The sequence below is a fragment of the Streptomyces sp. TAA486 genome (assembly GCF_000426165.1).
The window spans coordinates 443286-468219 of sequence record NZ_AUEV01000003.1; the positions used below are offsets into that span (position 1 = coordinate 443286).

The window sequence follows — 24934 nt, forward strand, 5'->3', positions numbered from 1 at the left end:
GACCGCACCCCACCTTGTAGCGGCTCGGTGCTTCGGACCGAAGGAGACCCCCCATGAGACGTGCACCCTTGGCTATCTCAGCGGCACTCGGCCTCGGACTGGCCCTGGGACTGGGTGCGATGCCCGCCTCGGCTGCGACGCCGGACGACGGTGGCAGCACTTCCAAGAACAGCGCAACCCGCTCCGGATACATCGGAGAGTCGAACAAGTCCACCGAGGCGTTCTTCAACGCCGTCGTCAAGGACGCCTTGAAGAAGCAGGCGGCCAAGCCCGGCATCCAGGCCGTCACCGTCCACTACGACGCCAGCGGCGCACCCAGCTTCGCCGGCGAGATCGCCCAGAGCACGGCCACCTGGAACTCGGCCGTCTCCAACGTGCAGCTCGCCCAGGGCAGCGGCGCCAGCTTCGACTACCGCGAGGGCAACGACCCGCGTGGCTCGTACGCCTCCACGGACGGGCACGGCAACGGTTACATCTTCCTGGACTACGCCCAGAACGAGGAGTACGACTCCAACCGCGTCGTGGCCCACGAGACCGGGCACGTCCTCGGCCTCCCGGACCACTACGAGGGTCCCTGCAGTGAACTGATGTCGGGCGGCGGCCCCGGCCCGTCCTGCACCAACTCCCGTCCCGACGCGAACGAGGCCGCCCAGGTCCAGTCGCTGTGGGCCAACGGTGTCGCGAGCGCAGCCTTCGACCAAGCGGCGTTCGCCAAGTAGCCAGTGCCGGCCGCCGCGCCGGAACGAGCACAGAAGAACAGAAGAGCACCACGCCTGAACAGCGCGAACAAAACACATGCACCACGCCTGAGGATCAGCGCAGTTCTACGCACCACGCCTGAAAGATGCACGACCCGCATCCCCCACTCGGAGGCCCCCGGTGCACGCCGGGGGCCTTCGGGGTGCCTCCAGGGCGGCCGGGTCGGAGTGGCGGGCTCGCCGTCCGCGCGGGGGGCCGCCGGACGCCCGCCACTCCGGCCCGGGAATCCACGGGGCGACCGAGCGCCGCCCGGCACGTGATGAGTCCCGGTGCCGTTGGCCGATGACGAAGCCCGTGCCGGGGACACGGCGGCTGTGCCGCTACGCCCCCGGCACCTGGCTCATCCGGCCGCCGCGTCCGCCTCCTGCGCACGCAGGGCCCGCTCGACTCCCGCCCGCGACTCGGTCACCAGACGCCGCAGTGCCGGCGCCGGCTGAGCGCTCTCCAGCCACGCGTCCGTGGCGTCGAGGGTCTCCTGCGAGACCTGGAGCGTCGGGTAGAGCCCGACCACGATCTGCTGCGCCATCTCGTGACTGCGCTGCTCCCAGATGTCCTTGACCACCTCGAAGTACTTCTCGGAGTACGGGGCGAGCAGTTCCCTCTGGTCGGTCTGGAGGAATCCGCCGATGACCGCTTCCTGCACGGCGTTGGGAAGCCCGGTCTCCGCCGCTGCACCGCTGCCGACCACCGAGGCCCACGCCTCCGTCTTGGCTTCCGCGGTGGGCCGGGCGGCGCGCGCCATCGCGGCGTACCGCTCGCCGGCCGAAGTGGCGTCGCGCTCCAGCTCCGACGTGATCTCCTTCTCCCCCGCCCGTCCGGTGGCGGCGAGACGCTGCAGCAGCGCCCAGCGCAGCTCCGTGTCGACGGCCAGACCCTCCAGCGACTCCCCGCCGTCCAGCAGACCCTCCAGCAGGGCCAGTTGGGAGTCCGTCCGCGCGGCGGAGGCGAACGCCCGCGCCCATGCCAGCTGGTGGTCGCTGCCAGGAGCCGCTGCGCGCAGCTGCTCCAGGGCGGCCTCCGACCAGCGCAGGAGACCCGTCTCGCGCCACCGCGGATCGGCGTACAGGTCGAGCGCGAGCTTGACCTGCCGCTGCAGCGACTGGACGACACCGATGTCCGACTCGTTGGTGATTCCGGAGAGGACGAGGTCGACGTAGTCGCGGGCCGGCAGTTCCCCGTCGCGGGTCATGTCCCACGCCGAGGCCCAGCACAGCGCGCGGGGCAGGGATTCCTCGAAGTCGCCGATGTGCTTCGTGACGGTCGCGAGCGACTCGGCGTCGAGCCGGACCTTCGCGTACGAGAGGTCACCGTCGTTGAGGAGGACGACGTCCGGGCGCTTCCTGCCCTCCCACTCCGGCACCTCGGTGAGTTCGCCGGTCACGTCCAGCTCGACCCCGCCCGTACGGACCAGCTTGCCGCCGCTCAATTCGTAGGCCCCGACGGCGATGCGGTGCGGGCGCAGCGTCGAGGTGCCCGTGGCGCCCGGCGGCAGGGACGGCGCGGCCTGACGTACGGCGAAGGACGTGAAGCGGCCCTCGGCGTCGGTACGGATCTCGGGGCGCAGCACGTTGATGCCCGCGGTCTCGAGCCAGGCTTTCGACCAGACGGTGAGATCGCGGCCGGAGGTCTCCTCCAGCGCACCGAGCAGGTCGCTCAGGCGGGTGTTGCCCCACTCGTGCCGCTTGAAGTAACGCTGCACGCCGCTGAAGAACGCGTCCTCGCCGACGTAGGCCACGAGCTGCTTCAGGACGGACGCGCCCTTGGCGTAGGTGATCCCGTCGAAGTTGACCAGGACGTCGTCCAGGTCGCGGATCTCCGCCATGATCGGGTGAGTTGACGGCAGCTGGTCCTGCCGGTAGGCCCAGGTCTTCATCTGGTTGGCGAAGGTCGTCCAGGAGTGCGGCCAGCGGGAGCCCTGTGCGGCCGCCATGCACGCCACGGAGGTGTAGGTGGCGAACGACTCGTTCAGCCACAGGTCGTTCCACCACTCCATGGTCACGAGGTCGCCGAACCACATGTGGGCCAGCTCGTGGAGGATCGTCTCGGCGCGTGCCTCGTACGCGGCGTCCGTCACCTTCGAGCGGAAGACGTACTGGTCCCGGATGGTGACCGCGCCCGCGTTCTCCATGGCGCCCGCGTTGAACTCGGGCACGAAGAGCTGGTCGTACTTGGCGAACGGGTAGGCGTAGTCGAACTTCTGCTGGAACCAGTCGAATCCCTGCCGGGTCACCTCGAAGATCGCGTCGGCGTCGAGGTGTTGGGCCAGCGAGGGACGGCAGTAGATGCCGAGCGGAACGGAGCGGCCGCCGCCCTCCCACGTGCTGTGCACCGAGTGGTACGGGCCGACGATGAGGGCGGTGATGTAGGACGAGATGCGGGGTGTCGCCTCGAAGCGCCACAGCCCGTCCTCGGGCTCAGGGGTGGGCGAGTTCGAGATCACCGTCCAGCCCTCGGGGGCGCGCACGGTGAACTGGAAGGTGGCCTTGAGGTCCGGCTGTTCGAAGCTGGCGAAGACACGCCGCGCGTCGGGCACCTCGAACTGGGTGTACAGATATGCCTGCTGGTCGACCGGGTCGACGAAGCGGTGCAGACCCTCACCGGTGTTGGTGTACGCGCAGTCGGCGACGACCAGCAGCTCGTTCTGCCCCTGGGCGAGACCGTCGAGCGCGATCCGCGAGTCGGCGAAGGCCGAGGCCGGGTCGATCGCCCGTCCGTTCAAGGTGATCTCGTGCACCGTCGGCGCCACCAGGTCGATGAAGCTGGAGGCGGCCTCGGCGGCCTCGAAACGCACGAGCGTGCGGGAGCGGTAGGTGCCCCCGTCCTGCGCGCCGCTCAGATCCAGCTCGATCTCGTAGGAGTCGACGCGGAGGAGCTGCGCGCGCTCACGGGCCTCCTCGCGTGTCAGATTCGTGCCAGGCACCTGGTGCTCTCCCATGCTCTCGCGTGCTCACGATGTCGTAGTTCGGCCATCCTTCCACGTGGGCGCTGCCTGCGGTTCCCACCCGCCCACGAACCCCGCACCGGCCCGTACGACCGCCCCGCACGGATGACGCACGGACGCTGCGTCGTGCGTGGCGCCGCGCTGAACGCCCCCTCCCCGAGCACCTCCGGCTGATACACCACGCCCTCGTGCCGGCCCCGTGCGGAGGTGTGTGCCGGAACGCTCCCCGGAGCCGCAGGTGAACGGCGGGTGAGCAGCAGGACGACGGCCGGTCGGTGCCGGGCGACGAGGAGAAGGACCGGGTCCCGAGCGGTGATCCATGAGTGTGGATGGGTGTTCGGCGTTCCGCCGTCGTTCAGACGCAGGTCACTCCGGATGCCAAACATCCCTGGTGAGCAGGTCGTTCCGGCCGGTCCACACGAGCGGCACGGCACGGCAGGCGTTCCGCTTCGCGTCCCTCATCAGGAGAGGCAGCCCGCATGGACCGCAGCAGCCGGAAGCAGACACATCTGCCCGACCGCCGCACCCTCCTCGCAATCGGCGCCGGAGCGGCCACCGCTCTGGGAGCCGGATCGGTTTTCGGCGGTGCCGCCAGCGCCGGTCCGCCGTCGCCGAGGACGACACCCTCACCCGGGGCCATGGCCCGTTCACGCGCAGCCCGCGCACGCGCACACGCGCCCGTCACCCGTGACAAGGCGGTGGAGCCGTCGCCCAAGGGCACAACTCTCGAGAGCGTCTCCACTCCGCGCGGCAACGCGGACGGCTACCGCAGGCTCGGCGACGGCCCGGGTTGGAAGCGGCTCGTACGCACGGATCTCGCCGAAGCACGCGGCGGACGGACGGAGAAGCGGCGCACGCTGGCCGCGTTCGTCCAGTTCACGGACCTGCATCTGGTCGACGTGCAGCACCCGCTGCGCTACGAGTTCCTGCGCGCCGAGACCACCAGCGCCTGGCGGCCCCAGGAGGCGCTCTCGGTCGCGGGCGCCGTTTCCATGATCGAACGCGTCAACGCCCTGAAGGGCGGCCCGGCCACCGGCGAACCGCTGTCCTTCGTGGTGACCACCGGTGACAACACCGACAACAACTGCCGTGCCGAACTCGACTGGTTCCTCACGGCGATGACGGGCGGACGCATCACCCCCAACACCGGCGACGTCGACCGGTACGAGGGCGTGCACAACAGCGGACTGAAGCTGTACTGGCACCCCGAGGACGAACTCCGCGACGACGACAAGGCGTTGGGCTTCCCCCGCATCGACGGCTATCTGCGGGCGGCGATCCGCGAGGTCAACAGCCCCGGTCTGGCCCTGCCCTGGTACTCCACCTCGGGCAATCACGACGCCCTGCCGGGCGGCTGCTTCGCCGGCGACACGTTCTTCGCGGATTTCTCCGTCGGCGGCAGGAAGCTGATGGAGCTGGACAGCAAGGCGGAGGCGGCCCGGCTGTGGAAGACGGTGGAGGACGGCGGCGACCCGAAGGGTGAGCAGTTCCAGGAGGCTCTGCGCTCCCGGATGGACTCCCGCAAGATGCGCCGCGTCACCCCGGACCTGGGCCGTGCACCCTTCTCCAAGAAGGACTGGGTGCGGGCTCACATGCGGCGCCGCTACGCGGGTGCCGGCCCTGTCGGACACGGCTACACCGAGGCCAATCTCGCCGAGGACCGCCTCTACTACACCTTCCGGGTCGCCGAGGGCGTGACGGGCATCAGCCTGGACACGACGCGGCGCGACGGTGGCTACAAGGGCGAGGTCGGCGATGACCAACTGGACTGGCTTGAACGGCGGTTGCGTGAGGAGCGCTCCAAGGGCACCTATGTGCTGATCTTCAGCCACCACACCAGCACCACCATCCCGGACGGCGGCGACAGGCTCATGTCCCTGCTGCACCGCAATGCGCACGTCCTGGCCTGGATCAACGGCCACAGTCACAAGAACCGGATCAGATCGCGGCGTACGTTCTGGGAGATATCCACCGCCTCCCACATCGACTTCCCGCAGATGGCGCGGACGCTGGAGCTGGCCGACAACGGTGACGGGACGCTGTCCCTGTTCACGACGCTGATCGAGTCGGCTGCCCCGGCCCGCACGGACTTCCACGACCTCTCACAGACCGGTCTGGCCTCGCTCTACCGCGAGCTGGCGCTCAACTCGCCCGGGGCGCGCACCGAACTGGCCGGCGATCCCGACGACCGCAACACGGAGCTGCTGCTGCCCAAGCCATAGCCGCGGCGGAGAACGGCGACCCCGACTGTCGCTTCCGCCGCCGGTGGAGCACAGTGGCGGGCATGGCGAGCACGGAGAAGGCCGGAGCGACGGGGCGGCCGGCAGCACGGGGGAAGGAACCGAAGCGCACATGGAGGCCGGGCCCCGCACTCATGGTCGTGGCGGGGGCGGCCTGCACGTCGTCCTCGGGCATGTTCATCAAGCTCTCCGGGGTGAACGCCGGCACCGCCGCCTTCCTGCGGTGCGCCCTCGCCCTCGTGGTGCTGGCGCCGATGGCGTTCGTGGAGTACCGCCGCGTGGGACCTCGCCGTCCACGCCTCCTCGCCATGGATCTCGCCGCCGGCACGCTGCTCGGCCTCGACTACGTGTGCTGGGTGCAGAGCATCCACGGTCTGGGCGCGTCCATCGCGACGCTGCTGCTCAACGTCCAGCTCGTCGTCTTCCCGCTGCTGGCGCGGTTCCTGACCGGTGTGCGGCTCGCGCGACGGTTCTGGCTGACCGCGTCCGTGCTGCTGATCGGGCTGGCGCTGGCCGGCGGGGCGATCGGACAGGCGGAGCCGGGCAGCGACCCCTTCTCCGGGGTGCTCTTCGGCACCGTCGCCGGCGTGGCCTTCGCCGGCTACCTCTTTCTGATCCGGCTCGGCGGGGACGGCAGCCCGGGCGGCAGCTCCCAACTGCCGTCCGCCGCAAGCCCGGAGGAGATCCGCGGCACATCCGCGCCCGACCGGAGCTCTCGCGGGGCGGGCGGTCCGCACACCGTGACACCCGTGTGCGTGGCGACGTTCGCGGCGGCCGTCGCCGCGGGCGCCCTCGGTTCGCTGTGGACGGGCGTGGACCTCAACCCCGGCTGGGCGGCGTGGGGCTGGCTGATACCGATGGCGTTCCTCGGACAGGTGCTGGCCTGGCTGCTCATCAATCCCGCGCTGCCTCGCCTCTCCCCGGACAAGGGCGCCACACTGCTGCTCCTCCAGCCGATTCTCGCCCTTCTCTTCGGCGTCGGATTCCTCACCGAACGTCCCACTCCAACCCAGTACGCGGGCTGTGTACTTGTGGTTCTGGCCGTATGGCGCACCACGCGTACCGATCATTAGAGTCGGTGCATGTCCGTGCGTTCCACCGTCGTCGCCATGGTGGCCGCCGCCCTGGCGGCGCTCCCCGTGGCGTCATCGGCGGCGGCCGACCAGGGACACGGCGCCACGCAGGACGCGATGGACGTGATGGCCCAACAGGACGGTGTGCCGGGCGTGTTGGGGCAGGCCCAGGACGGCGGCGGCGTCTGGCACGGCACGTCCGGCGTCGCGGACCGCGCGACCGACCGCCCGCCGATGCCACGGGACAAGTTCCGCATCGGCAGCCTGACGAAGCCCTTCATCGCCACCGTGATGCTCCAGCTGGAGGCGGAGGACAAGGTCGATCTGGACGCGCCTGTCGAACACTGGCTGCCCGGCACGGTGCGCGGCGGCGGGCAGGACGGCCGCATGGTCACCGTGCGCCAGCTCCTCGGCCACACCAGCGGTCTGTACGACTTCACGGCTGATCCCGGCATGCAGCGCGACTACTTCGGCCCGCGCTTCGCGGCCCACCGGTACGACTCCCACGAGCCCGCGTCGCTCGTCCGTACGGCCATGGCGCACCGGCGCGACTTCGAACCGGGCACGGACTGGGGCTACTCCAACACGAACTACGTCCTCGCGGGCATGGTCATCGCGAAGGCGACCGGGCATTCCTACGCCGACGAGGTCGAACGCAGGATCATCCGCCCGCTGAAGCTGCACGACACCTCGCTGCCGGGCACCTCTCCGGGCATCCCGGAACCGCACGGGCGTGCTTACTCCAAGCTCTCCCTGACGGGTTCGGGAGCCGGGCCGGTGCACGACGTCACCGCTCTCGATCCCTCACTCGCGGGCGCGTCGGGCGAGATGATCTCCTCCACGGGCGACCTGGTCCGCTTCATGCGGGCGCTCCTCGGCGGTGACGTACTGCCTGCCCGGCAGCTGGCGCAGATGAAGTCCACCGTTCCCGCCGAGGGCGGCGACCGCTACGGGCTCGGCCTCACCATGCACCGCCTCCCCTGCGGAACCACCGTGTGGGGTCACGAGGGCACCATCCAGGGCTCGCACTCCACCGCCGTCACCACGGCGGACGGGTCGCACGCGGCCGCGTTCAACGTCAACTCCGACTGGTCGACCGGCACGGCCGACCTGGTCGAGGCGGAGTACTGCGGCTGAGCGTTCCCCTCCCGCCGCACAGCCCCCGTCAGCGCGGCGTCACGATCAGGTACTCGGCGGGCTCCCGTTCGACGGCTGTCATCAGAGCCGTACGCACGATCGCGGCCTGCTGTGGCAGCGATTCGCGGAGCTTCCCCGGCGTCAGATGGACCACGGTGATGCCGAGCCCCTCCAGTGCCTCCCGCTTGCGCGCGTACTCCGACCACTGCGCGTCCTGGTCGAGATGCGGGCGGGGCGCCCGGGTGTCCAGTTCCAGGGCCACGGCCTGTTCGGGCCAGTAGGCGTCCACTCCGCCCAGGTGCGGACCGCCGGGGAGGCGGAGGTCGACGTTCCAGCAGGGGTCGGGGAGCCGGTGCCGGAAGACCATCTCGTAGAGCATGCCCTCGGCCAGCGCGCGGCTCTCCGCCACCACGACGTCGACGGCGTCCCGCACATGGGGCCGCCCGAGCAGCCGCGCCCTGAGCAACTCCCCGACCACGGCGCCCGCTTCGCAGTGACCCCCGCGCACGGACTCCACCAGCAGCCGCCGCACCACTCCGGCGTCCGTCAACTGCCCGACGGTGTCGGCGAGAGCGCGTGCCACGGGCGCCACGGGCAGCCCCGTGACCTCTTCGGGATCCGGCAGGCTCTGGCCGCGCACGATGTGGACGCACCCCGTGGAGCGCAGCCGTGTCGTACGCGGAACGAGTACGTCGATGCGGTCGAGGGCGCGCAGCGACGGTGAGCCGGCGAACCCGTGCAGGGTGAGCGCGGCGAGGCCGGTGATCATCGCCTTCGGCGGGTGCGGAGGCGGGCAGTGGCCGGCGGAGGAGAGGCCGGACGGCATGACGGAGGACAGGGCCGGACCGGCGGGCGACGAGCACGTCGTACGGCCGGCGCTCCCCTGCTGTGCGGGGATCGGCGGGCACTCGCCGCCCGCGTAGAGCAGCGCGGCATGCAACCGCTCGTCGCTGGTCGGGGGGCCCGGGTGCAGCAGGTAGACGCCCGGGAGCAGCAACTGCCAGGGGCCGCCGGGGCGGCAGCGCTCCCCGGCGACCGCGGCGGTGATGCCGTGCTCGCGCAGAGCGTTCGCGGTCAGCACGCGGTGCTGCGGGGCCTCGGTGAGGTGGCTGAGAGGGCGAGGGGAGAGCGGGATGTTGTGCGTCATGTCCGGGCGATTCCCAGCCCTGACCCGCCTTCCAACCTCTGTTACGAGCTCGTCGACAAAGCCGGACAACTCTGCCCTAAAGTACGCACGTTCGAGTGTCGAGCAGGCCGACGCACGGGGGCCGTGTTCCGGGCATGCGTCGGTCAACTTCCGTACGCATCAGAGGAGTCGAAAGCTCCGACGTTCGAGAGGTCCGGACAACAGTGCGGACGGAAGAAGGCGCGACGGTGATCCCGGGGAAACACGAGAGACCCGGCGATTGCGGAGAAGCACAACAGACCCCGGGGAAGAGCCACCCGGGGCCGGTGAGTCAGTGCTGCTGCTTGCCGCTGCCGGACCTGCCGCCCAGCATCACCAGGGCGGAGATCACGAGGAAGATCCCGATGGGGAGGGCGACGTACAGGCCGAGGGTCTCGACGACGCTCAGCCCGGGGCCGGGGTCGTCCCCGTCGTCGGGGGCGACCGCGAATGCGGGGGAAGAGACCAGCAGCATCAGCGCCGAGGCGGCGGCGATCGTGCCGGCCCGCAGAACGCTCTTGTTGACCTTCGAATTGACGTTGTCGCTCACACCGTCAACATAGCGGACCGCTCGGGACGCCGCGCCTCCGGGTCTCCCCGGGGCGGCCGGCCGCCCCGCGGGTGCGGGGCGGGCCCTCGGGAGATTGCGGGTCAGCGGGCCGGATCAGATCTCGGTGCTGTCCGCACTGAAGCCGTTGCCGGTCGGCTCACTGGTGAGCGGCAGCTCTGCGAGGGGCGGCTCGGAGGTGAGGGGGGCCACGTCTGCGAGGGGCGGCTCGGAGGTGAGAGGCGCCTCGAAGCACTCGCATGAGCACGAGCCGTCAAGTCCGGAGTCGGGGTGGGACACACCGGACAGGTCTACCGGCTCGTGCCCCTGTTTGGAGAGGACCCCGTGTTTCGAGATCACCTGTTTCGGGAGCGGCGTGAGGACTGCGAGAAGTTCAGCGGACGCGGCCACGGCGGGCCTCCGTTCGTCGACGTCGGATGGTCAGGTGGGGTGCCCTACCCAGTCGAGCCGGACGCAGACGTGATCAAAGGGCGAACGTGTCCTAGGTCACTTCCAGGCCGACAGGCGATTTGCCTGTGGGCGGCCCCGGAGGGCGAACGGTCGACGGGGTTCCAGGCCATTGCGCACAAAATTTTACAGGCCACTCACCCAAGGTCACCACCTGAGGCCGTGATTGCGGCACTTCTCACCTTCCGTGCTGCAGGGACAGGGAGAGGCATGTCACATTCAGTCACTGTGAGTGTGCGACCGTATGTGCACCGTGCCGACCGGACGTCGGCTCACCGTCACGACCCGCACCGCGGCGTGGCGGAATCAGCAGCCGACCAGGGGCGGGCCCGCCTCCGCGTCAGGAACCGGCACGGCGGCCCGCCGCGTCAAGCCTTGGTGGAAGCGGACGGTCGCCTGCCGTTCGCGAACCGCACGCGTTCCGGAGCGCGTTGACACGCTCGACAGGCGGTGATGGGCTCGCCCCTCGAAGTGTGGCCCGCGCGCCCGGTGTTCAGCTCTGGTGAACAATGTGACCGATGTGAGCGATCTGAACGGCGTACGGCCCGCGAAGGCCGTACGGGCAGCGCGGCGACACGACGGCACGACAACGTCGCGGAAGCCGCCGGCCGTTCGGCACGGGGAGGACTGGAGGACGTCGTGGGCGCAGCGGCCCAGGGGGACAGAGCACGCAGGCGGGCGGGAGCAACTGCGCTCACCGCGGCCGTCATCGGCGGGCTTCTCGGCGGAGTGCCCACTGCGCAGGCAGCTCCGGCACCGGGCCCAGGGGGACACTCGGCGGGCGCCGCCGACCAGGAACGCGACGGCGGGACCAAGGCAAGGGGATCCTCGGTACCGCCGGTGTGGCCCCGCCCCCAGTCCATGCGGGAGCAGGGCTCGTTCGTGCCCGTGGGCAGGGATGTGACGCTCGTCGCGGACGAGGACACCGACGCGCCCGCCATCGAGGCGTTAAGAGCCGCTCTGCGCCGGGCCGGCGCACGCGACATCGCCGAGGTGCGCCCCGGTCAGCCGCTGCCCCACCGGAACGGCCTGGTCGTACGTGCGGACGCGGCGTCGGCCGCCACGGCCCTCCGTGCACTGCACGCACCGCCGCGAGGCGATCTGCCCCGAGGGGGCTACAGGCTCGCCGTCGGCCGGACGGACTCGCGCGACACCATCGCACTCGAAGGAGCCGACGCCGACGGCCTGTTCCACGCCGCGCAGACGCTGCGGCAGCTCGTGTCCGAGGAGGACGGCAGCAGGGGCTTCGCGGGCGTGACGGTCAGGGACTGGCCCACAGCGCCCGTGCGCGGCATCACCGAGGGCTTCTACGGCGGTTCCTGGACGCAGCAGGAGCGCCTGGAACAGCTGGACTTCCTCGGCCGCACGAAGCAGAACCGCTATCTCTACGCCTCGACCGACGACCCGTACCGTCAGTCCTCCCACTGGCGTGACCCCTATCCGGCCGCGCAGCGTGAGGAGTTCCGGGCGCTGACCGAACGGGCACGCCGCAATCACGTGACGCTCGGCTGGGCCGTGGCGCCCGGCCAGGGCATGTGCTTCTCCTCTCCGGCCGACCGCCGGGCGCTGCTGCGCAAGCTGGACTCGATGCGGGCCCTCGGCTTCGAGGCGTTCCAGCTCCGCTTCGAGGACGTCAGCTACAGCGAATGGCACTGCGACGAGGACGCGCAGACCTACGGCACCGGGGCGAAGGCCGCGGCGCGTGCCCATGCCGACCTGGCCGGTGAGGTCGCCCGCCATCTCTCCGAACGCCACCCGGACGCCGAGCCGCTCTCCGTCATGCCGACGGAGTTCTACCAGGACGGCGACACCGACTACCGCACCGAGCTGTCGAAGAGGCTGAACCCGGGTGTGGAGGTCGCCTGGACGGGCGTCGGCGTGGTGCCGCGCACCATCACCGGGGGCGAACTGACCGCCGCGCGCTCGGCGTTCCACCAGCATCCGCTGGTCACGATGGACAACTACCCCGTCAACGACTACGCGCAGGACCGGATCTTCCTCGGCCCCTACCGCGGCCGCGAGCCGGCCGTCGCCGCCCGCTCCGCGGCCGTCCTGTCCAACGCCATGAAGCAGCCGACCGCTTCGCGCATCCCGCTGTTCACCGCCGCCGACTACGCCTGGAATCCGAAGAGTTACAGCCCTCAGGAGTCCTGGCAGGCGGCGATCTCAGAGGTCGCGGGCGGCTCCGGACGGTCACGCGAGGCCGTGCACGCACTCGCGGGCAACGACGCCTCCTCACTCCTCGGCGGTGAGGAGTCGGCCTATCTCCGGCCGGTGCTCGAGGACTTCTGGGACGCCTACGACGCGGCCGACCCGGAGGACGACGCCTCCATGAAGCGGCTGCGGCGCACGGCGGACCGGCTGCGCGGCGAGTTCCGTGCGATGCGCACCGCCCGGGAGCACGTCCCGGACGCGCTCGCGCGTGAAGTGCGCCCGTGGCTCGATGAGTTGGCGCGCCACGGCGAAGCTGGCGAGCACGCCGTACGGATGCTCACGGCACAGTCACGCGGCGACGGCGGCGGCGCCTGGGAGGCACGGCTGGCGGCCGAGCGTCTGCACGCGAAGGACCGGGACGACAGGAAGGGCGCCGAGGCGTCCGCGACGGTCGGGAAGGGCGTGCTCTCCGACTTCGTGAAGCGGGCGCTGAAGGCCTCCGACAGCTGGACGGGCGCCGACCACGCGCCGGCGGGCCGCCACAGGGCGACGGCTCAGGGCGGCCCCACCGCTCGTCCCGACTCCCCGGCCGAAGCCGCCGTCGACGGCGATCCGGACACCGCGTACCGGGCCGAAGCGGCCCCGGCGACCGGCTGGTTCGCCCCGCGCGACGCCCTGCCCGGAGCATCGCTGCCGGGCGGCCTGGGCCAGCGGGGAGCCCCGGGCGGCGGCCCGTCAGGGGACCCCGGCCGAGGCCCCGGCGAAAACGGTCCTGGCACCCCGGCGCTCACCGTCCGGCTGCCCGAGCGCCGCCCTCTGGAGGCCGTCACCGTGCAGACGGGTCCCGGCTCCGGGACGCGTGCACGCGTCGAGGCCCATGTGCCGGGCGAGGGCTGGCGGCGCCTCGGCCCGCTCTCAGGGAGCGGCTGGACGCAGCGCGACGCGCACGGCCTGCGCGCCGACGCGCTGCGCCTCGCCTGGTCCCCCGGCTCCGACGAACCGGTGGTGCACGAGATCACCCCTTGGTACGCGGACCAGCCGGACGCCTCGCTGTCGCTGTCGAAGGACGACGTCTACGCCTCCATCGGAGGCGGCAAGGGCGAGCTGACCGCGGAACTCCACGGGCACCGACCGTCCGACCTGCACGGAAGGATCACCGCCGAGGCTCCTCGGGGCTTCACGGTGCGCACCCCGGAGCGGACCGTCGTACCGCGCGGCGGGACGGCGAAGGTTCCCGTCGAGATCGAGGCCGACTCGTCGGTGAAGCGGGGCAAGCACCACATCCGGCTCTCCTTCGGGGACGAGAAGCGGACCCTGACCGTGCGTGCCTTCCCGCGTGCCGGAGGGCCCGACCTGGCGCGGGACGCGGAGGCCTCCTCGTCCGGCGACGAGACGGGTGAGTTCCCGGCGTCGGCCGTCAACGACGGCCGCAAGGACACCCGCTGGTCCTCCCCGGCGAAGGACGGCGAGTGGGTGCAGCTGAAGCTGCGACGCCCCGTACGGCTGGGCGAGCTGGTCCTGCACTGGCAGGACGCGTACGCGAAGCGCTACCGCGTGCAGGTCTCCCCGGACGGCAAGCGGTGGCGGGACGCGGCGACCGTGCGGGAGGGCAAGGGCGGCAGGGAGACGGTCCGCATGGACGCCCCCGGCGACACCCGCTACGTCCGCGTCCAGGGGGACGAGCGGGCGACGAAGTTCGGATACTCGCTCTGGGCGCTGCAGGCGTACGCGGTGCTCGGAGGGCCCGCACGGGACCGCTGACCCCGGGGCGCCAGGGTGCCCCGGCAGGCACCACGACGGGCGCGGTGGCGGCGGGCACGGCGATGGGCGGGCACGGCTGCGGCCGGCCCGCCTCGGCCCCACGGCGGCGTTTCCCGGCCGTGAGAACAACGAAGCCCGGTCTCAGGCAGTAGCTCTGCCTTCGATCCGGGCGAGGGCGTCGTCCGCGCCGTACGGCTGTAGGTACGGCATCCAGCGCGGGTCTCGGTGCCCCGTGCCGATGATCCGCCAGGCGAGGCCCGACGGCGGCGCGGGTTGGTGGCGCAACCGCCAGCCGATCTCGGCGACGTGCCGGTCGGCTTTGACGTGGTTGCAGCGGCGGCAGGCCGCCACAACGTTCTCCCAGGTGTGCTGTCCGCCGCGGCTGCGCGGAATGACGTGGTCGACGCTGGTTGCGATACCACCGCAGTACGCGCACCGGCCGCCGTCGCGGGCGAAGAGCGCCCGGCGGGTCAGCGGAACAGTGCCTCGAAAGGGAACCCGCACGAAGCGCTTCAGCCGGACGACGCTCGGGGCGGGTATGACGCGGGTCGCGCTGTGCATCAGGGCGCCGGACTCCTCGATGCTGATGGCCTTGTCGTTGAGCACGAGGATGAGGGCGCGACGTAGCGGTACGACACCGAGCGGCTCGTACGACGCGTTGAGGACCAGGACATGCGGCACGGTGCCTCCTTGTACGTCTGCGGCGCGTGGCTCGCGCCGGGACGATCTGCTCTCAGTGTGGCCCGCGCCCTGGTCATTCCGCCACCACGACCGGGTAACGCCCTGAGAGTGTTTTCGACCACACCCCCTGCCTCCCCCTTGAACTTCTGCCCCGCTTCCGATCAGTCAAGACGTCGCGAAGCCTGCCGAGAAGCGGGCCCGCGGCGGCCGGATGGTGCCCCCCGGACGCGACCGCCGCCACTTGTGAAGGCCGTGCGCCGTTAGTGTGGTTGCCGCGCCCGGGGCCCGCATCGGCGGGTCTCCGGCGCTGGGTTGGTCATGGCTCCTCGCTCGGAAGGATCTGCTGTGTTCTGGCTGATCGGCGCTGCTACCCCGACCGCTCTCGCGGGGCCCCACCGTGCGGGAACCGGGACGGGGGACGGGAAGGGCACTCCCTCTCTCGACGACGCGCACGACTCGGCGACCGAGGCGGCCGGATGGATCGAGCAGAACTGGTCGGAGTGGGTGGCGGCCGGGCTGCGCATTCTGCTCATCGCGGTCATCGCGATCCTGCTGCGGCACGTGATACGCCGTGCCATCAGCCGGCTGATCAAGCGCGTGAACCGCCGGGCCGAGGCCGCCGACAGTGCCAACGCGCTGCGCGGGCTGCTGGTCAGCGGTGAGCGGCGCAGGCAGCGCTCCCAGGCGATCGGTTCGGTGCTGCGGAGCATCGCCTCTTTCGTGATCATCGGCACCGCACTGCTGATGGTCCTGTCCGATCTCGGCATCAACCTGGCTCCGCTGCTGGCCAGCGCCGGTGTCGCCGGTGTCGCGCTCGGCTTCGGCGCCCGCGACGTCGTCACGGACCTGCTGGCGGGGATCTTCATGCTGCTGGAGGACCAGTACGGCGTGGGCGACCGCGTCGACGTCGGTGAGATCTCCGGCACGGTCCTGGAGATCGGCCTGCGGGTGACGCAGCTGCGCGGTGACAACGGCGAGATCTGGTACATCCGCAACGGCGAGATCAAGCGCGTCGGCAACCTCAGCCAGGGCTGGGCGACCGCCGCCGTGGACGTCCGCGTGGCCCCGGGCGAGAACCTCGACGAGGTGCGGGACGCCATCGCCGCCGTCGGTGAGGAGCTGGGCCGGAGCGAGCCCTGGGACGAGCTGCTGTGGGAGCCGGTCGAGGTGCTGGGCCTGGATTCCGTGACGCTCGAGGAAGTGGTCGTACGGGTCACGGCGAAGACCATGCCGGGCAAGGCGCTCAGCGTGGAGCGCGAGCTGCGCTGGCGCATCAAGCAGGCGCTGGACCGCAGGGGCATCGAGAGCACGGGCCAGGAGCTGCGGTCCGTCGAGCCGGCCGAGGCCGCGGAGACGGGCCCCCAGGCCGAGAGCGCCACCGGCAACGCGGGCGCCGGGAAGAGCGGCGACGCGGGCGCCGGCAAGAGCGGGGACGGCGCCGCGGGCCGTGACCGCGCCGGCGGCGCGAGCGTGCCGCTCGAGAAGGCCCGCAAGTAGCGGTCCGGCCTCCCACCGGCCGCGGCCTCGCGTCGGCACCGTGCTGGGCATTCCATTGACGTGACGTAGCCCGGGGCTCTACGGTCCGACAATTGGAAGGCTTCCTAACAGTGGTGGCCCGAGGCCGGAGGCAGAGCACAGATGGCCGGTACGAGGCCGGGGACCCCGCGGGTGCTGCGCGCGATGAACGACCGGGCCGCCCTCGATCTGCTGCTCGCCGAGGGCCCCCTCTCCCGCGGGCGCATCGGTGAGCTGACCGGCCTGTCCAAGCCGACCGCCTCCCAGCTGCTGGCCCGGCTGGAGTCAGCGGGCCTCGTCGTCGTCACCGGCAGGAGCGAGGGGCGTCCCGGTCCCAACGCACAGCTGTACGCGGTCAACGGCGAAGCGGCCCATGTCGCCGGAGTGGACGTCACCACGGCCCGCATCCTCGCCTCCGTCGCCGACATCACCGGCCGCGTCACCGGCACGTACGAACTGCCCACCCCCGCCCGGCCGCAGGACGGGCCGAGACCGGCACCGCCCGAGCTCGTCCTGCGGGCCGTCGAGGGAGCCGCCGCGGCCGCCGGTGTCGACCCCTCCGGCCTGTGCCGCGCCGTCATCGGCACACCCGGCGCCTTCGACCCCGGCACCGGCCGGCTGCGCTACGCCTCGCATCTGCCGGGCTGGCACTCCCCCACACTGCTGGAGGAGATGGCCGCCGCGCTGCCGATGCCCCTCGGGTACGAGAACGACGTCAATCTCGTCGCCGTCGCGGAGCAGCGGCTGGGGGCGGGCGGAGGGCACGACGACTTCGTCCTGCTGTGGAACGAGGAAGGCATCGGTGCCGCGCTCGTCATCGGCGGCCGGCTGCACCGCGGCCGTACCGGCGGCGCGGGCGAGGTCGGTTTCCTCCCGGTGCCCGGCACGGCCCTCGTACGCGACCCGGCCCGGTACAACAGCGGCGGCTTCCAGGAACTCGCGGGCGCCGGCGCCGTACTGCGCTGGGCACGTGAACTGGGCCTGACCCACGACCCGGACGGCTCCCTGCACGCGAACGCCGCCGCCCTGGTAGCGAGCGCCGCGTCGGCCGTGGACGGCCCACCGGACGAGGGAGAGGACGGGAGCGGCCCGCACGCCGAACTGCTGCGCCGCCTCGCCACGGGAACCGCCGTCGGGCTCGCGTCCATGGTCGCGGTGCTCGATCCGCAGCTGATCGTCCTCTCCGGGGGCGTACTCGCCGCGGGCGGGGAACGGCTGCGGCGGCTCGTACAGGACGAACTGGCCGAACTCGCCGTGCCCAGGCCGGGGTTGAAGCTCGGCACGGTCACCCGCGAACCCGTACTGCACGGGGCACTGGAGAGCGCGCTGGCCACGACCCGTGACGAAGTGTTCGACACCTCACGCTGAAGCTGAAGGGACTGCAGGACGACATGAGAATCGCAGTGGTCGGCGGCGGCTCCACCTACACGCCCGAACTCATCGACGGCTTCGCGCGGTTGCGCGACACGCTCCCCGTCCGCGAGCTGGTGCTCATCGATCCGGCGGCGGACCGGCTGGAGCTGGTGGCCGGCCTGGCCCGCAGGATCTTCGCCGAACAGGACCACCCGGCGACGGTCACCGCCACGTCCGATGTCGACCTGGGGACTGCCGGTGCCGACGCCGTGCTGCTCCAGCTGCGCGTCGGAGGCCAGGCGGCACGGCACAAGGACGAGACATGGCCGCTGGAGTGCGGCTGCGTCGGGCAGGAGACGACGGGCGCGGGCGGACTCGCCAAGGCCCTGCGCACCGTGCCCGTCGTCCTCGACATCGCCGAACGCGTGCGGCGCACCAGTCCTGACGCCTGGATCATCGACTTCACCAACCCCGTGGGCATCGTCACCCGCGCCCTGCTCCAGGCCGGGCACAAGGCCCTCGGGCTGTGCAACATGGCGATCAATCTCCAGCGCAAGTTCGCCGGACTGCTGGAGGTGGCCCCGGAGGAGGTCCACCTCGACCACTACGGGCTCAACCACCTCACCTGGGAACTGGGCGTTCGGATCGGCGGCCCCGGCGGCACCGACGTCCTCCCGCGGCTGCTCGACGAGCACGCCGACGCCTTCGCGCTGCAGCTGAAGATGCCGCGCCGCGTGCTCGACACGCTCGGCGTCTTCCCGTCGTACTACCTGCGCTACTTCTACGCGCACGACGAGACCGTCGAGGAGCTGCGTACGAAGCCCTCGCGTGCCGAAGAAGTCGCCGACATGGAGCGGGAGTTGCTGAGGATGTACGGCGATCCCGCACTGACCCGGAAGCCCGACCTGCTCAGCAAGCGCGGCGGCGCCTTCTACTCGGAGGCGGCGGTGGCGCTGGCCGCGGCGCTGCTGGGCACGTCCGGCGGGCAGCGAGCGAACGGGAACCCGGGTCCGAGCGTGCAGGTCGTCAACGTGCGCAACGACGGCACACTGCCCTTCCTGCCCGACGACGCGGTGGTCGAAGTACCGGCCCGGGTCGGCCGCGACGGAGCCGTACCGCTGCCCGCGCCGGCCGTCGGTCCCGTACAGGCCGGACTGATCTCGCACGTCACCGCGTACGAGGACCTGGCGCTGGAGGCGGCACTGCACGGCGGACGCGAGCGGGTCTTCAAGGCACTGCTGGCGCACCCGCTGATCGGGCAGTACGACCGCGCCGAGGCCCTGACCGACCGGCTTCTCGCCCATAACCGGGAGTATCTGGCGTGGGCCTGAGCACTTCGGCCTGCCTCGCGATCGACGCGGGCAACACCAAGACGGACGTGGCGGTGGTCGACGTCGGCGGCGCCGTTCTGGGCAGGGGGCGCGGCGGCGGCTTCCATCCGCAGGCCATGGGCGTGAAGGCCGCGGTGGACGCACTCGGGGTGCCGGTCGGCAGAGCACTCGCCGAGGCGGGCGCCGCGGCCGGGCAGCCGGTCGCGCATGTCTCGGCATGCCTGGCCAACGCCGATCTGCCGCGCGAGGAGAGCGAGTTGACGGCGGCGCTGACGGAACGGGGCTGGGGCCGCAGTACGTACGTCGCCAACGACACCTTCGCCATCCTGCGGGCCGGGCTGCCGGACGACGGTTCCGTCCGGCACGGGGTGGCGGTCGTCTGCGGCGCGGGCGTCAACTGCGCGGGCCAGGACGGCGAGGGTGCCACCCACCGCTTCCTCGCCCTGGGCCGGCTCTCGGGCGACTTCGGCGGCGGCGGTGGACTCGCGGCGGAGGCCGTCTGGTTCGCGGCGCGGGCGGAGGACGGACGCGGCGAGGCCACGCGGCTCGCGCGGGAACTGCCCTGGCACTTCGGGCTGACCTCGATGCGCGCGCTGATCGAGGCCCTGCACCTGGGCGATCTGCCCCGTGGACGCATGCACGAGATCACCCCGGTCCTCTTCGAGACGGCCTCCGCCGGTGACGCGGTCGCCCGCGCGCTCGTCGAGCGGCAGGCGGACGAGCTCGTCTCGATGATCGAGGTCAGCCTGACGCGTCTCGGACTGCTGGGGACCGCGACGCCGGTCTTCCTCGGTGGCAGCGTCGCGGCGGCCCGCCACCCGCTGCTGCACGACCACCTCACACGCGAACTGGCCGTGCGCGCGCCGCAGGCGACGCCTCAGGTGGTCACGGCACCACCGGTCCTGGGGTCGGCACTCCTCGGCCTCGACGAGATCGGCGCACCACCACAGGCGCACGCCCGCTTGCGGAGCCAGTACGAGTGAGGGCCCGCGCCGGCACGGGCGGGACGGGCCCGGGCCCCGCGCCCGTCCCGCCGCCGACGGGGGAGGCGGGACAGAGCGAACAGGCCGGGGACGTATCCGTCAGGTGAGGTGAAGCGTGATCGTCGTCCACGCCCCGACGTGGACGCGGTCGCCGCTCTTGAGGGGGACCGGGACGAACGGCTGGATCGGGTCCTCGGCACCGTTGATGGTGGTGCCGTTCGTCGAGTCCTGATCGACCACCGACCAGCTGCCGTCGGGCTGCTGGACCAGCACGGCGTGCTGGTGCGAGACACCCGGGTCCTCCGGTGTACGGGCCAGATCGATGTCGGGCGCCTCACCGGTGGAGTGGCGCCGGCGGCCGATGGTGATCTGGTTGCCGTTGAGCGGGAGTTGCTGCTCGGGCGAGTACGCGGGCAGGTTCAGGTTCGACGCCTCGGGACCGCTGCGGTCCAGCATCGCCGCGAAGTACGCACGGTCGGGCGCGATGACGGCCACCCACGAACCGGACGGTCCGGGCGGCTGCATCTGCTGGCCCTGGTCGTGCAGGCCCGGTCCGGGCTGCTGCTGGAACTGGTTCTGGGGCTGGTTCTGGGGCTGCTGCGGCGGACCGGGCGGCTGACCCTGACCGAAGTCCTGACCCTGACCCGGGCCCTGGAAGGGCGGCGGACCGGGCGGCTGGCCCTGACCGAAGTCCTGACCCTGGCCCGGGACCTGGAAGGGCGGCGGACCGGGCGGCTGCTGCTGCTCCTGCGGCGGGGCGACGGGAGGCGAGATCGCCCAGTCGCCGCTCGGCGGCGAGGGCTGCTGCGGGCTCCCGGGCGCGGGCGGCGCCATGGGCGCGCCCTGTCCCTGGCTCTGGCCCGGACCGCCGGGACCGGGGCCTCCCGGACCGGGACCCAGACCCTGACCCGGGCCCTGTCCTGGTCCCTGGCCGGGACCCTGCCCCGGGTATCCGCCGAACCCCTGCGGGGGCTGGTCCGGATTCAGCGGCTCCGCGGGCCGATTGACCTCGGACGGACGGTTCGAGCTGTCGAAGTCGTACTGCTGCTGTCCTCCCGGGGACGGAGCACCCGGGAACGGAGGAGGCGGAGGCGGGCCCTGCTGGCTCAGCGCACCCGGCGGCTGCGGAGGCGGGCCCTGCTGGCCCAGCGCACCCGGCGGCTGCGGAGGCGGACCGGGCTGCCCCTGCGGACCGGGGTCGTTCTGGACGCCCGGACGCGAGAAGGCGTTCGGCTGCGGCGACTGATCGGCCGGGACGTACGTCATCGGCGAGTTCGTCAGGAAGTTGTAGCGGCAGTTGTCACAGAAGGGTGCCTGCCCCTCACGGGGCTTGCCGCACTGCGGGCACGTCTCACCCTGGGCCTGAGGAGCCGGAGCGCCGGGACCGGCCGGAGCGGGGCCACCGGGAGCCGGACCGCCGGGTCCACCGGTCTGGGGACCGGGGTAGCCATACCCCTGAGGCGGAGGGCCTGGAGGGACCGGTCCGCCGCCGGGCGCACCCTGCCCGCCCGGCGCGACCGACGGACCGGGGTAGCCGTAACCGCCTCCTGGCACCGGCGGCGAGGGTGACGGCGGTACCGCACCGGCGGGTGCGGATGTCGATTCGGCCATGCGGTGACCGCATACCTCGCACCAGTCGTCGGCCGCCGACTGGTGTCCGTTCGGGCAAGTCGGCATGGTGAGTGCCTCCCCCTTGTGCTCTGGCTTCCGTACCTGCGGTACGGCCCTCGCGGGCTCTGTCACCTCTTCACACGGACCGTCTTCGTGGACCGCGTCTGCAGCGTCATCTCGTCGGCGTCGGCAACCTTCGCCTTCAGCCGAACAGTACCGTTCGCGGCATCGATGACGTCCACCACCTTCGAAAGCAGCTTCGAAGTATCTGCGTTGCCGGAAGCGTCGGCCAGCTGCACCGCCCGCCCCAGTTGCACGGTTGCGCCCTCTTCGTCCCCTGCCTTGCGACGCTCCAGGCCGTCCTTGATCGCGTCGGCGAGCTCGACCTGGCCCGTGTAGTGCGCGACCTGCGCGTTGATGCTGGTCGTCGCGACCAGGTCGTCCGTCCACACGGCCCGGATCAGGCCCTGTGCCAGGGTCCGCGGAAGTCCGCCGTCCTGCGCGGGGAGCGTCAGCGCGGCCCGGGCGGCCAGCATCTCCTGCCCCACCTCGGCCGCCGGCACCTCGACGCACACGTGGTAGTCGCGGGACTCCTCGCCCCACGAGCCGGTCGGATAGTCACCGGAGTGCTGGCCGGCGTCGGTGCGGCGGCCCGTCAGATCCTCGACGGTGGGTGCGACCTGCTTGATGAACTTGATCTTCGAGCCCTGAGGTGTCCACAGCCGCAGCGCCACATCCGCGACTTCCTTGCGCATCGCGTTCGCCATCATGTCGGTGAAGTCCGCGGCCAGGTTCTCCGGGAGAGCGACGATGTCGGCGGACCCGAGGAGCGCGGATGCGATCCCCGTGACCTCCTCGACCTCCCAGTCGGTGCCGACACCGCGCGCGTCGCAGGTGAACCGGCCGGCGCAGGCGTCGAGTACGGCCTTCAGGCTCTCCGGGTCCTCGTGCTCGTTGCGCCCGTCGGTGAGGAGGATCGCGTGCCGTACGGGGCCGTCGTGCGTGGAGAACAGCTTGTCCGCGAGCTGGAGCCAGGTGCCGATGGCGGTTCCGCCGTCCGCGCGGAGCTCGCGCAGGGCGCTCCGCGCGCCCGCACGGGTCTCCGGACCGGCGACGGCCAGCCTGCCTCCTCCGGGGTAGACCTCCTCGGCCGTGTGCCGTCCGGCGACGACCGCGAAGGAGACACCGTCGTGGAGCGTGTCTATCGCGGCGGCGGTGGCGTCGCGCGCGTTGCGCCGCTTCGAGCTCGGATACTCCATCGAACCGGAGCAGTCGATCATGATCACGACCTCGCCGCCGCCGCGGACCGCACCGGCCGGCAGGGGCGTGCCCCGCGCCTCGTCCCCGGCCCCCGCGGTGACCGTGATGATCGCGTTGACCTCTTGCCCGCCCTCGGGCAGGTACTCGTTCTGGTAGACGTCGACGGAGAACCGCGGCGTGCGCTGCCCGGCGAAATCGGTCATGGTTCCGCTCCTTCCCCCAGCCTTCGGCCGGGGGTGCCCCCAGCGTGGCGAATGAGAGTTGTCGTGGGACGGCACGGGACGGCGAGGTGCCCGGAGGCGGCGCGCGGCAGGGATGCCCGCCCCGCCTGCGGCGGAAGTCCCCTCTCCCGCCCTCGGTGTCCGTGCCGAACGTGAAGTCCGTCAGAGCCCTTCGGCGGCCGCAGCCTGCTGCGGCGGTCAGACCGGGCCTGCTACCTCCGACGGGGCCGGGAACGGGATGACGGCCACGGTCGCGTTGTCGTGTCCGCCGCCGTCGAGCGCGAACCCGACGAGGCGCTGCGCGGCGTGCAAGGGACGGGCGCGACTGTCGGCGGGAACGGCAGCCGCCATCTGCTCCGCGGACTCGGCGTAGTTCCAGAGCCCGTCGGTGCAGACGATCACGACGCCGGCGCCTTCCGGTTTGTAGGAGGCGGTGTGCGGTTCGACCTCGTACGCGTCCGCACCGAGCCATCCGGTGATGGCGTGCGCGCGTGGGTCCGCGTAGGCCTCGCCCTCGGTCATCAGACCGGCCGCGACCATCTGTGCCGCCCACGAATCGTCCTCGGTGAGGCGCGCGGGCGGTGCGCCGTGCGCCTCGGGCACCCAGTAGGCGCGGCTGTCCCCGATCCAGCCGACGGTCAGGATGCCCTCGGTCGTCACGGCGCCCACGATCGTGCACGCCGGTGCGTTCTTGGAGGGCTCGTTGGGGCCCTCGGCGGCCAGGGCCGTGACCGCCTCGGAGGCCGCGATGAGGGCGTCGTGCATGGCCTGCGGCGCGGGTGTGCCCTGCGGCAGGGATTCGCGCATCGACGCACCGGCAGTCACGGCCGCGGCAGCGGAGGCGTCGTCGGGCCGCGTGGCCGAGGAGACGCCGTCGCAGACGACGGCGATGGTCACCGGAGCGCCCGACGGGGTCACCGCCTCGTGCAGCGAGAAGAAGTCCTCGTTGCGGTGGTGGCGCAGCCCGCGGTCGCTGGCGGCCGCCACGGACGGCAACGTGCCCTCCATGTGGTCGCGTTCACGGGGCTGTTTGTGACCGCAGTGGTCGCAGTAGCCGTCGCCGTCCACGGCTCCGGTGCCGCAGGCGACACAGCGCGCCCCGGAGGCCACGGGCATCCCCACCGGGTCCGTGGGGTGCGGTGGAGGCCCGTCGTGCGGCGAATCGTCCCGCGTGAGCCGCGGGTCGGCGGCGCGCGGATCAGGCGCCGATGCGGCGGGCGGCACCGACGGCGGGGCCGGTGTCACGGGCGGCGGGGCCGGTGTCCCGGGCGGCGCGGGCGGCGTCACGGGCGGCGCGGGCGGCGGGGGCGGCACCATCGGGCCGTCCGGAGCCCCGGGCGGCGGCTGCTCGTGCGTCGACGACTCGGGCAGCCCAGGCGCGGTCGGCGGCGGCATCGGCGGGCCCTGGACGGACGGGCCGTCGGCCTCCGGTCCCGGAACGGGCGGACCCTGCACATCCAGCCGTGCCCGTACACCCGGCCCCGCATATCCGGGCCGCGCACCCGGCACGGGATTCTCCGCGGGCGCCAGCGTGAAATCCGGTTCGCCCGGGGGACGCGCGGGCGCTCCCGGTGGCGTGAACCCTTCCCAGCCGCCGGGGACTCCTCCGGTCCCGTTCCCCGGACGCCCCGCCGCAAGATCGGCGCCGCAGACTCCGCAGAAGCGGTCCCCCGCCGCCAGCGGCTGGGAGCAGCTCGGACACGCGGACATTTGATCAAGCATGGTCACACCCAC

At 72.0% G+C, this 24934-nt stretch carries 17 protein-coding genes; 9 read left to right on the top strand and 8 right to left on the bottom strand.

Annotated elements, in window-relative coordinates:
• The first annotated feature begins 53 nt into the window (after positions 1 to 53).
• Positions 54 to 719 carry a snapalysin gene (gene snpA, locus I004_RS0108695; protein ID WP_028435149.1) on the top strand — a complete coding sequence of 222 codons (666 nt, stop codon included), beginning with the start codon at positions 54 to 56 and terminating at the stop codon, positions 717 to 719.
• A 380-nt stretch (positions 720 to 1099) separates the two neighbouring features.
• On the opposite strand, the gene pepN is transcribed toward snpA, so the two are convergent.
• A complete protein-coding gene (pepN, locus tag I004_RS0108700) occupies positions 1100 to 3679 on the bottom strand; it encodes an aminopeptidase N (protein ID WP_028435150.1) in 2580 nt (859 codons plus the stop codon).
• A gap of 500 nt (positions 3680 to 4179) precedes the next feature.
• Between pepN and I004_RS0108705 the strand changes: the two genes are divergently transcribed.
• From I004_RS0108705 to I004_RS0108715, 3 genes are all read left to right on the top strand, one after another.
• Complete coding sequence (locus I004_RS0108705) at positions 4180 to 5922, top strand: TIGR03767 family metallophosphoesterase (protein ID WP_028435151.1); 1743 nt, start codon at positions 4180 to 4182, stop codon at positions 5920 to 5922.
• A gap of 62 nt (positions 5923 to 5984) precedes the next feature.
• The gene (locus tag I004_RS33025) at positions 5985 to 7013 is read left to right on the top strand and encodes a DMT family transporter (protein WP_486579861.1); all 1029 of its coding nucleotides are present in this window, start codon (positions 5985 to 5987) and stop codon (positions 7011 to 7013) included.
• Between the two features lie 9 nt (positions 7014 to 7022).
• On the top strand, positions 7023 to 8150 hold the full coding sequence (locus tag I004_RS0108715) for a serine hydrolase domain-containing protein (protein ID WP_028435152.1): 1128 nt from the start codon (positions 7023 to 7025) through the stop codon (positions 8148 to 8150).
• 28 nt (positions 8151 to 8178) lie between these two features.
• Here I004_RS0108715 and I004_RS0108720 read toward each other — a convergent pair whose 3' ends face one another.
• From I004_RS0108720 to I004_RS0108730, 3 genes are all read right to left on the bottom strand, one after another.
• On the bottom strand, positions 8179 to 9297 hold the full coding sequence (locus I004_RS0108720; protein ID WP_028435153.1) for a hypothetical protein: 1119 nt from the start codon (positions 9295 to 9297) through the stop codon (positions 8179 to 8181).
• 310 nt (positions 9298 to 9607) lie between these two features.
• A complete protein-coding gene (locus I004_RS0108725; protein WP_028435154.1) occupies positions 9608 to 9865 on the bottom strand; it encodes a hypothetical protein in 258 nt (85 codons plus the stop codon).
• 114 nt (positions 9866 to 9979) lie between these two features.
• Positions 9980 to 10273, bottom strand: coding sequence for a hypothetical protein (locus I004_RS0108730; RefSeq protein ID WP_028435155.1), 294 nt, complete (start codon positions 10271 to 10273; stop codon positions 9980 to 9982).
• 696 nt (positions 10274 to 10969) lie between these two features.
• Here I004_RS0108730 and I004_RS0108735 point away from each other — a divergent pair.
• On the top strand, positions 10970 to 14245 hold the full coding sequence (locus I004_RS0108735; protein ID WP_028435156.1) for a glycoside hydrolase family 84 protein: 3276 nt from the start codon (positions 10970 to 10972) through the stop codon (positions 14243 to 14245).
• Between the two features lie 141 nt (positions 14246 to 14386).
• On the opposite strand, the gene I004_RS0108740 is transcribed toward I004_RS0108735, so the two are convergent.
• Positions 14387 to 14926: an HNH endonuclease gene (locus tag I004_RS0108740; protein WP_028435157.1), complete on the bottom strand. Its 540-nt coding sequence runs from the start codon at positions 14924 to 14926 to the stop codon at positions 14387 to 14389.
• 345 nt (positions 14927 to 15271) lie between these two features.
• Between I004_RS0108740 and I004_RS33030 the strand changes: the two genes are divergently transcribed.
• The 4 genes from I004_RS33030 (at position 15272) to I004_RS0108760 (ending at position 20108) form a co-directional block, all read left to right on the top strand.
• On the top strand, positions 15272 to 16423 hold the full coding sequence (locus I004_RS33030) for a mechanosensitive ion channel family protein (protein WP_486579862.1): 1152 nt from the start codon (positions 15272 to 15274) through the stop codon (positions 16421 to 16423).
• A gap of 141 nt (positions 16424 to 16564) precedes the next feature.
• Positions 16565 to 17809 carry an ROK family transcriptional regulator gene (locus tag I004_RS0108750; RefSeq protein WP_028435158.1) on the top strand — a complete coding sequence of 415 codons (1245 nt, stop codon included), beginning with the start codon at positions 16565 to 16567 and terminating at the stop codon, positions 17807 to 17809.
• Positions 17810 to 17832: 23 nt separating this feature from the next.
• Positions 17833 to 19125: a 6-phospho-beta-glucosidase gene (locus I004_RS0108755; RefSeq protein WP_028435159.1), complete on the top strand. Its 1293-nt coding sequence runs from the start codon at positions 17833 to 17835 to the stop codon at positions 19123 to 19125.
• The gene (locus I004_RS0108760) at positions 19116 to 20108 is read left to right on the top strand and encodes a BadF/BadG/BcrA/BcrD ATPase family protein (protein WP_028435160.1); all 993 of its coding nucleotides are present in this window, start codon (positions 19116 to 19118) and stop codon (positions 20106 to 20108) included. Before I004_RS0108755 ends, I004_RS0108760 begins: the two co-directional genes overlap by 10 nt.
• Positions 20109 to 20207: 99 nt before the next feature.
• Here I004_RS0108760 and I004_RS0108765 read toward each other — a convergent pair whose 3' ends face one another.
• From I004_RS0108765 to I004_RS33035, 3 genes are all read right to left on the bottom strand, one after another.
• Positions 20208 to 21785 (bottom strand): FHA domain-containing protein, encoded by a 1578-nt coding sequence (locus I004_RS0108765; RefSeq protein ID WP_028435161.1) that lies wholly within the window; start codon positions 21783 to 21785, stop codon positions 20208 to 20210.
• Positions 21786 to 21847: 62 nt separating this feature from the next.
• A complete protein-coding gene (locus I004_RS0108770) occupies positions 21848 to 23182 on the bottom strand; it encodes a VWA domain-containing protein (protein ID WP_028435162.1) in 1335 nt (444 codons plus the stop codon).
• 216 nt (positions 23183 to 23398) lie between these two features.
• Positions 23399 to 24910 (bottom strand): protein phosphatase 2C domain-containing protein, encoded by a 1512-nt coding sequence (locus I004_RS33035; RefSeq protein ID WP_486579863.1) that lies wholly within the window; start codon positions 24908 to 24910, stop codon positions 23399 to 23401.
• Between the last annotated feature and the right edge of the window lie 24 nt (positions 24911 to 24934).

Coding starts and splice junctions, on each gene's coding strand:
- snpA (WP_028435149.1), top strand. CDS start 54: ATGAGACGTGCACCCTTGGCTATCTCAGCGGCACTCGGCCTCGGACTG.
- I004_RS0108705 (WP_028435151.1), top strand. CDS start 4,180: ATGGACCGCAGCAGCCGGAAGCAGACACATCTGCCCGACCGCCGCACC.
- I004_RS33025 (WP_486579861.1), top strand. CDS start 5,985: ATGGCGAGCACGGAGAAGGCCGGAGCGACGGGGCGGCCGGCAGCACGG.
- I004_RS0108715 (WP_028435152.1), top strand. CDS start 7,023: ATGTCCGTGCGTTCCACCGTCGTCGCCATGGTGGCCGCCGCCCTGGCG.
- I004_RS0108720 (WP_028435153.1), bottom strand. CDS start 9,297: ATGACGCACAACATCCCGCTCTCCCCTCGCCCTCTCAGCCACCTCACC.
- I004_RS0108750 (WP_028435158.1), top strand. CDS start 16,565: ATGGCCGGTACGAGGCCGGGGACCCCGCGGGTGCTGCGCGCGATGAAC.
- I004_RS0108755 (WP_028435159.1), top strand. CDS start 17,833: ATGAGAATCGCAGTGGTCGGCGGCGGCTCCACCTACACGCCCGAACTC.
- I004_RS0108765 (WP_028435161.1), bottom strand. CDS start 21,785: ATGCCGACTTGCCCGAACGGACACCAGTCGGCGGCCGACGACTGGTGC.
- I004_RS0108770 (WP_028435162.1), bottom strand. CDS start 23,182: ATGACCGATTTCGCCGGGCAGCGCACGCCGCGGTTCTCCGTCGACGTC.
- I004_RS33035 (WP_486579863.1), bottom strand. CDS start 24,910: ATGTCCGCGTGTCCGAGCTGCTCCCAGCCGCTGGCGGCGGGGGACCGC.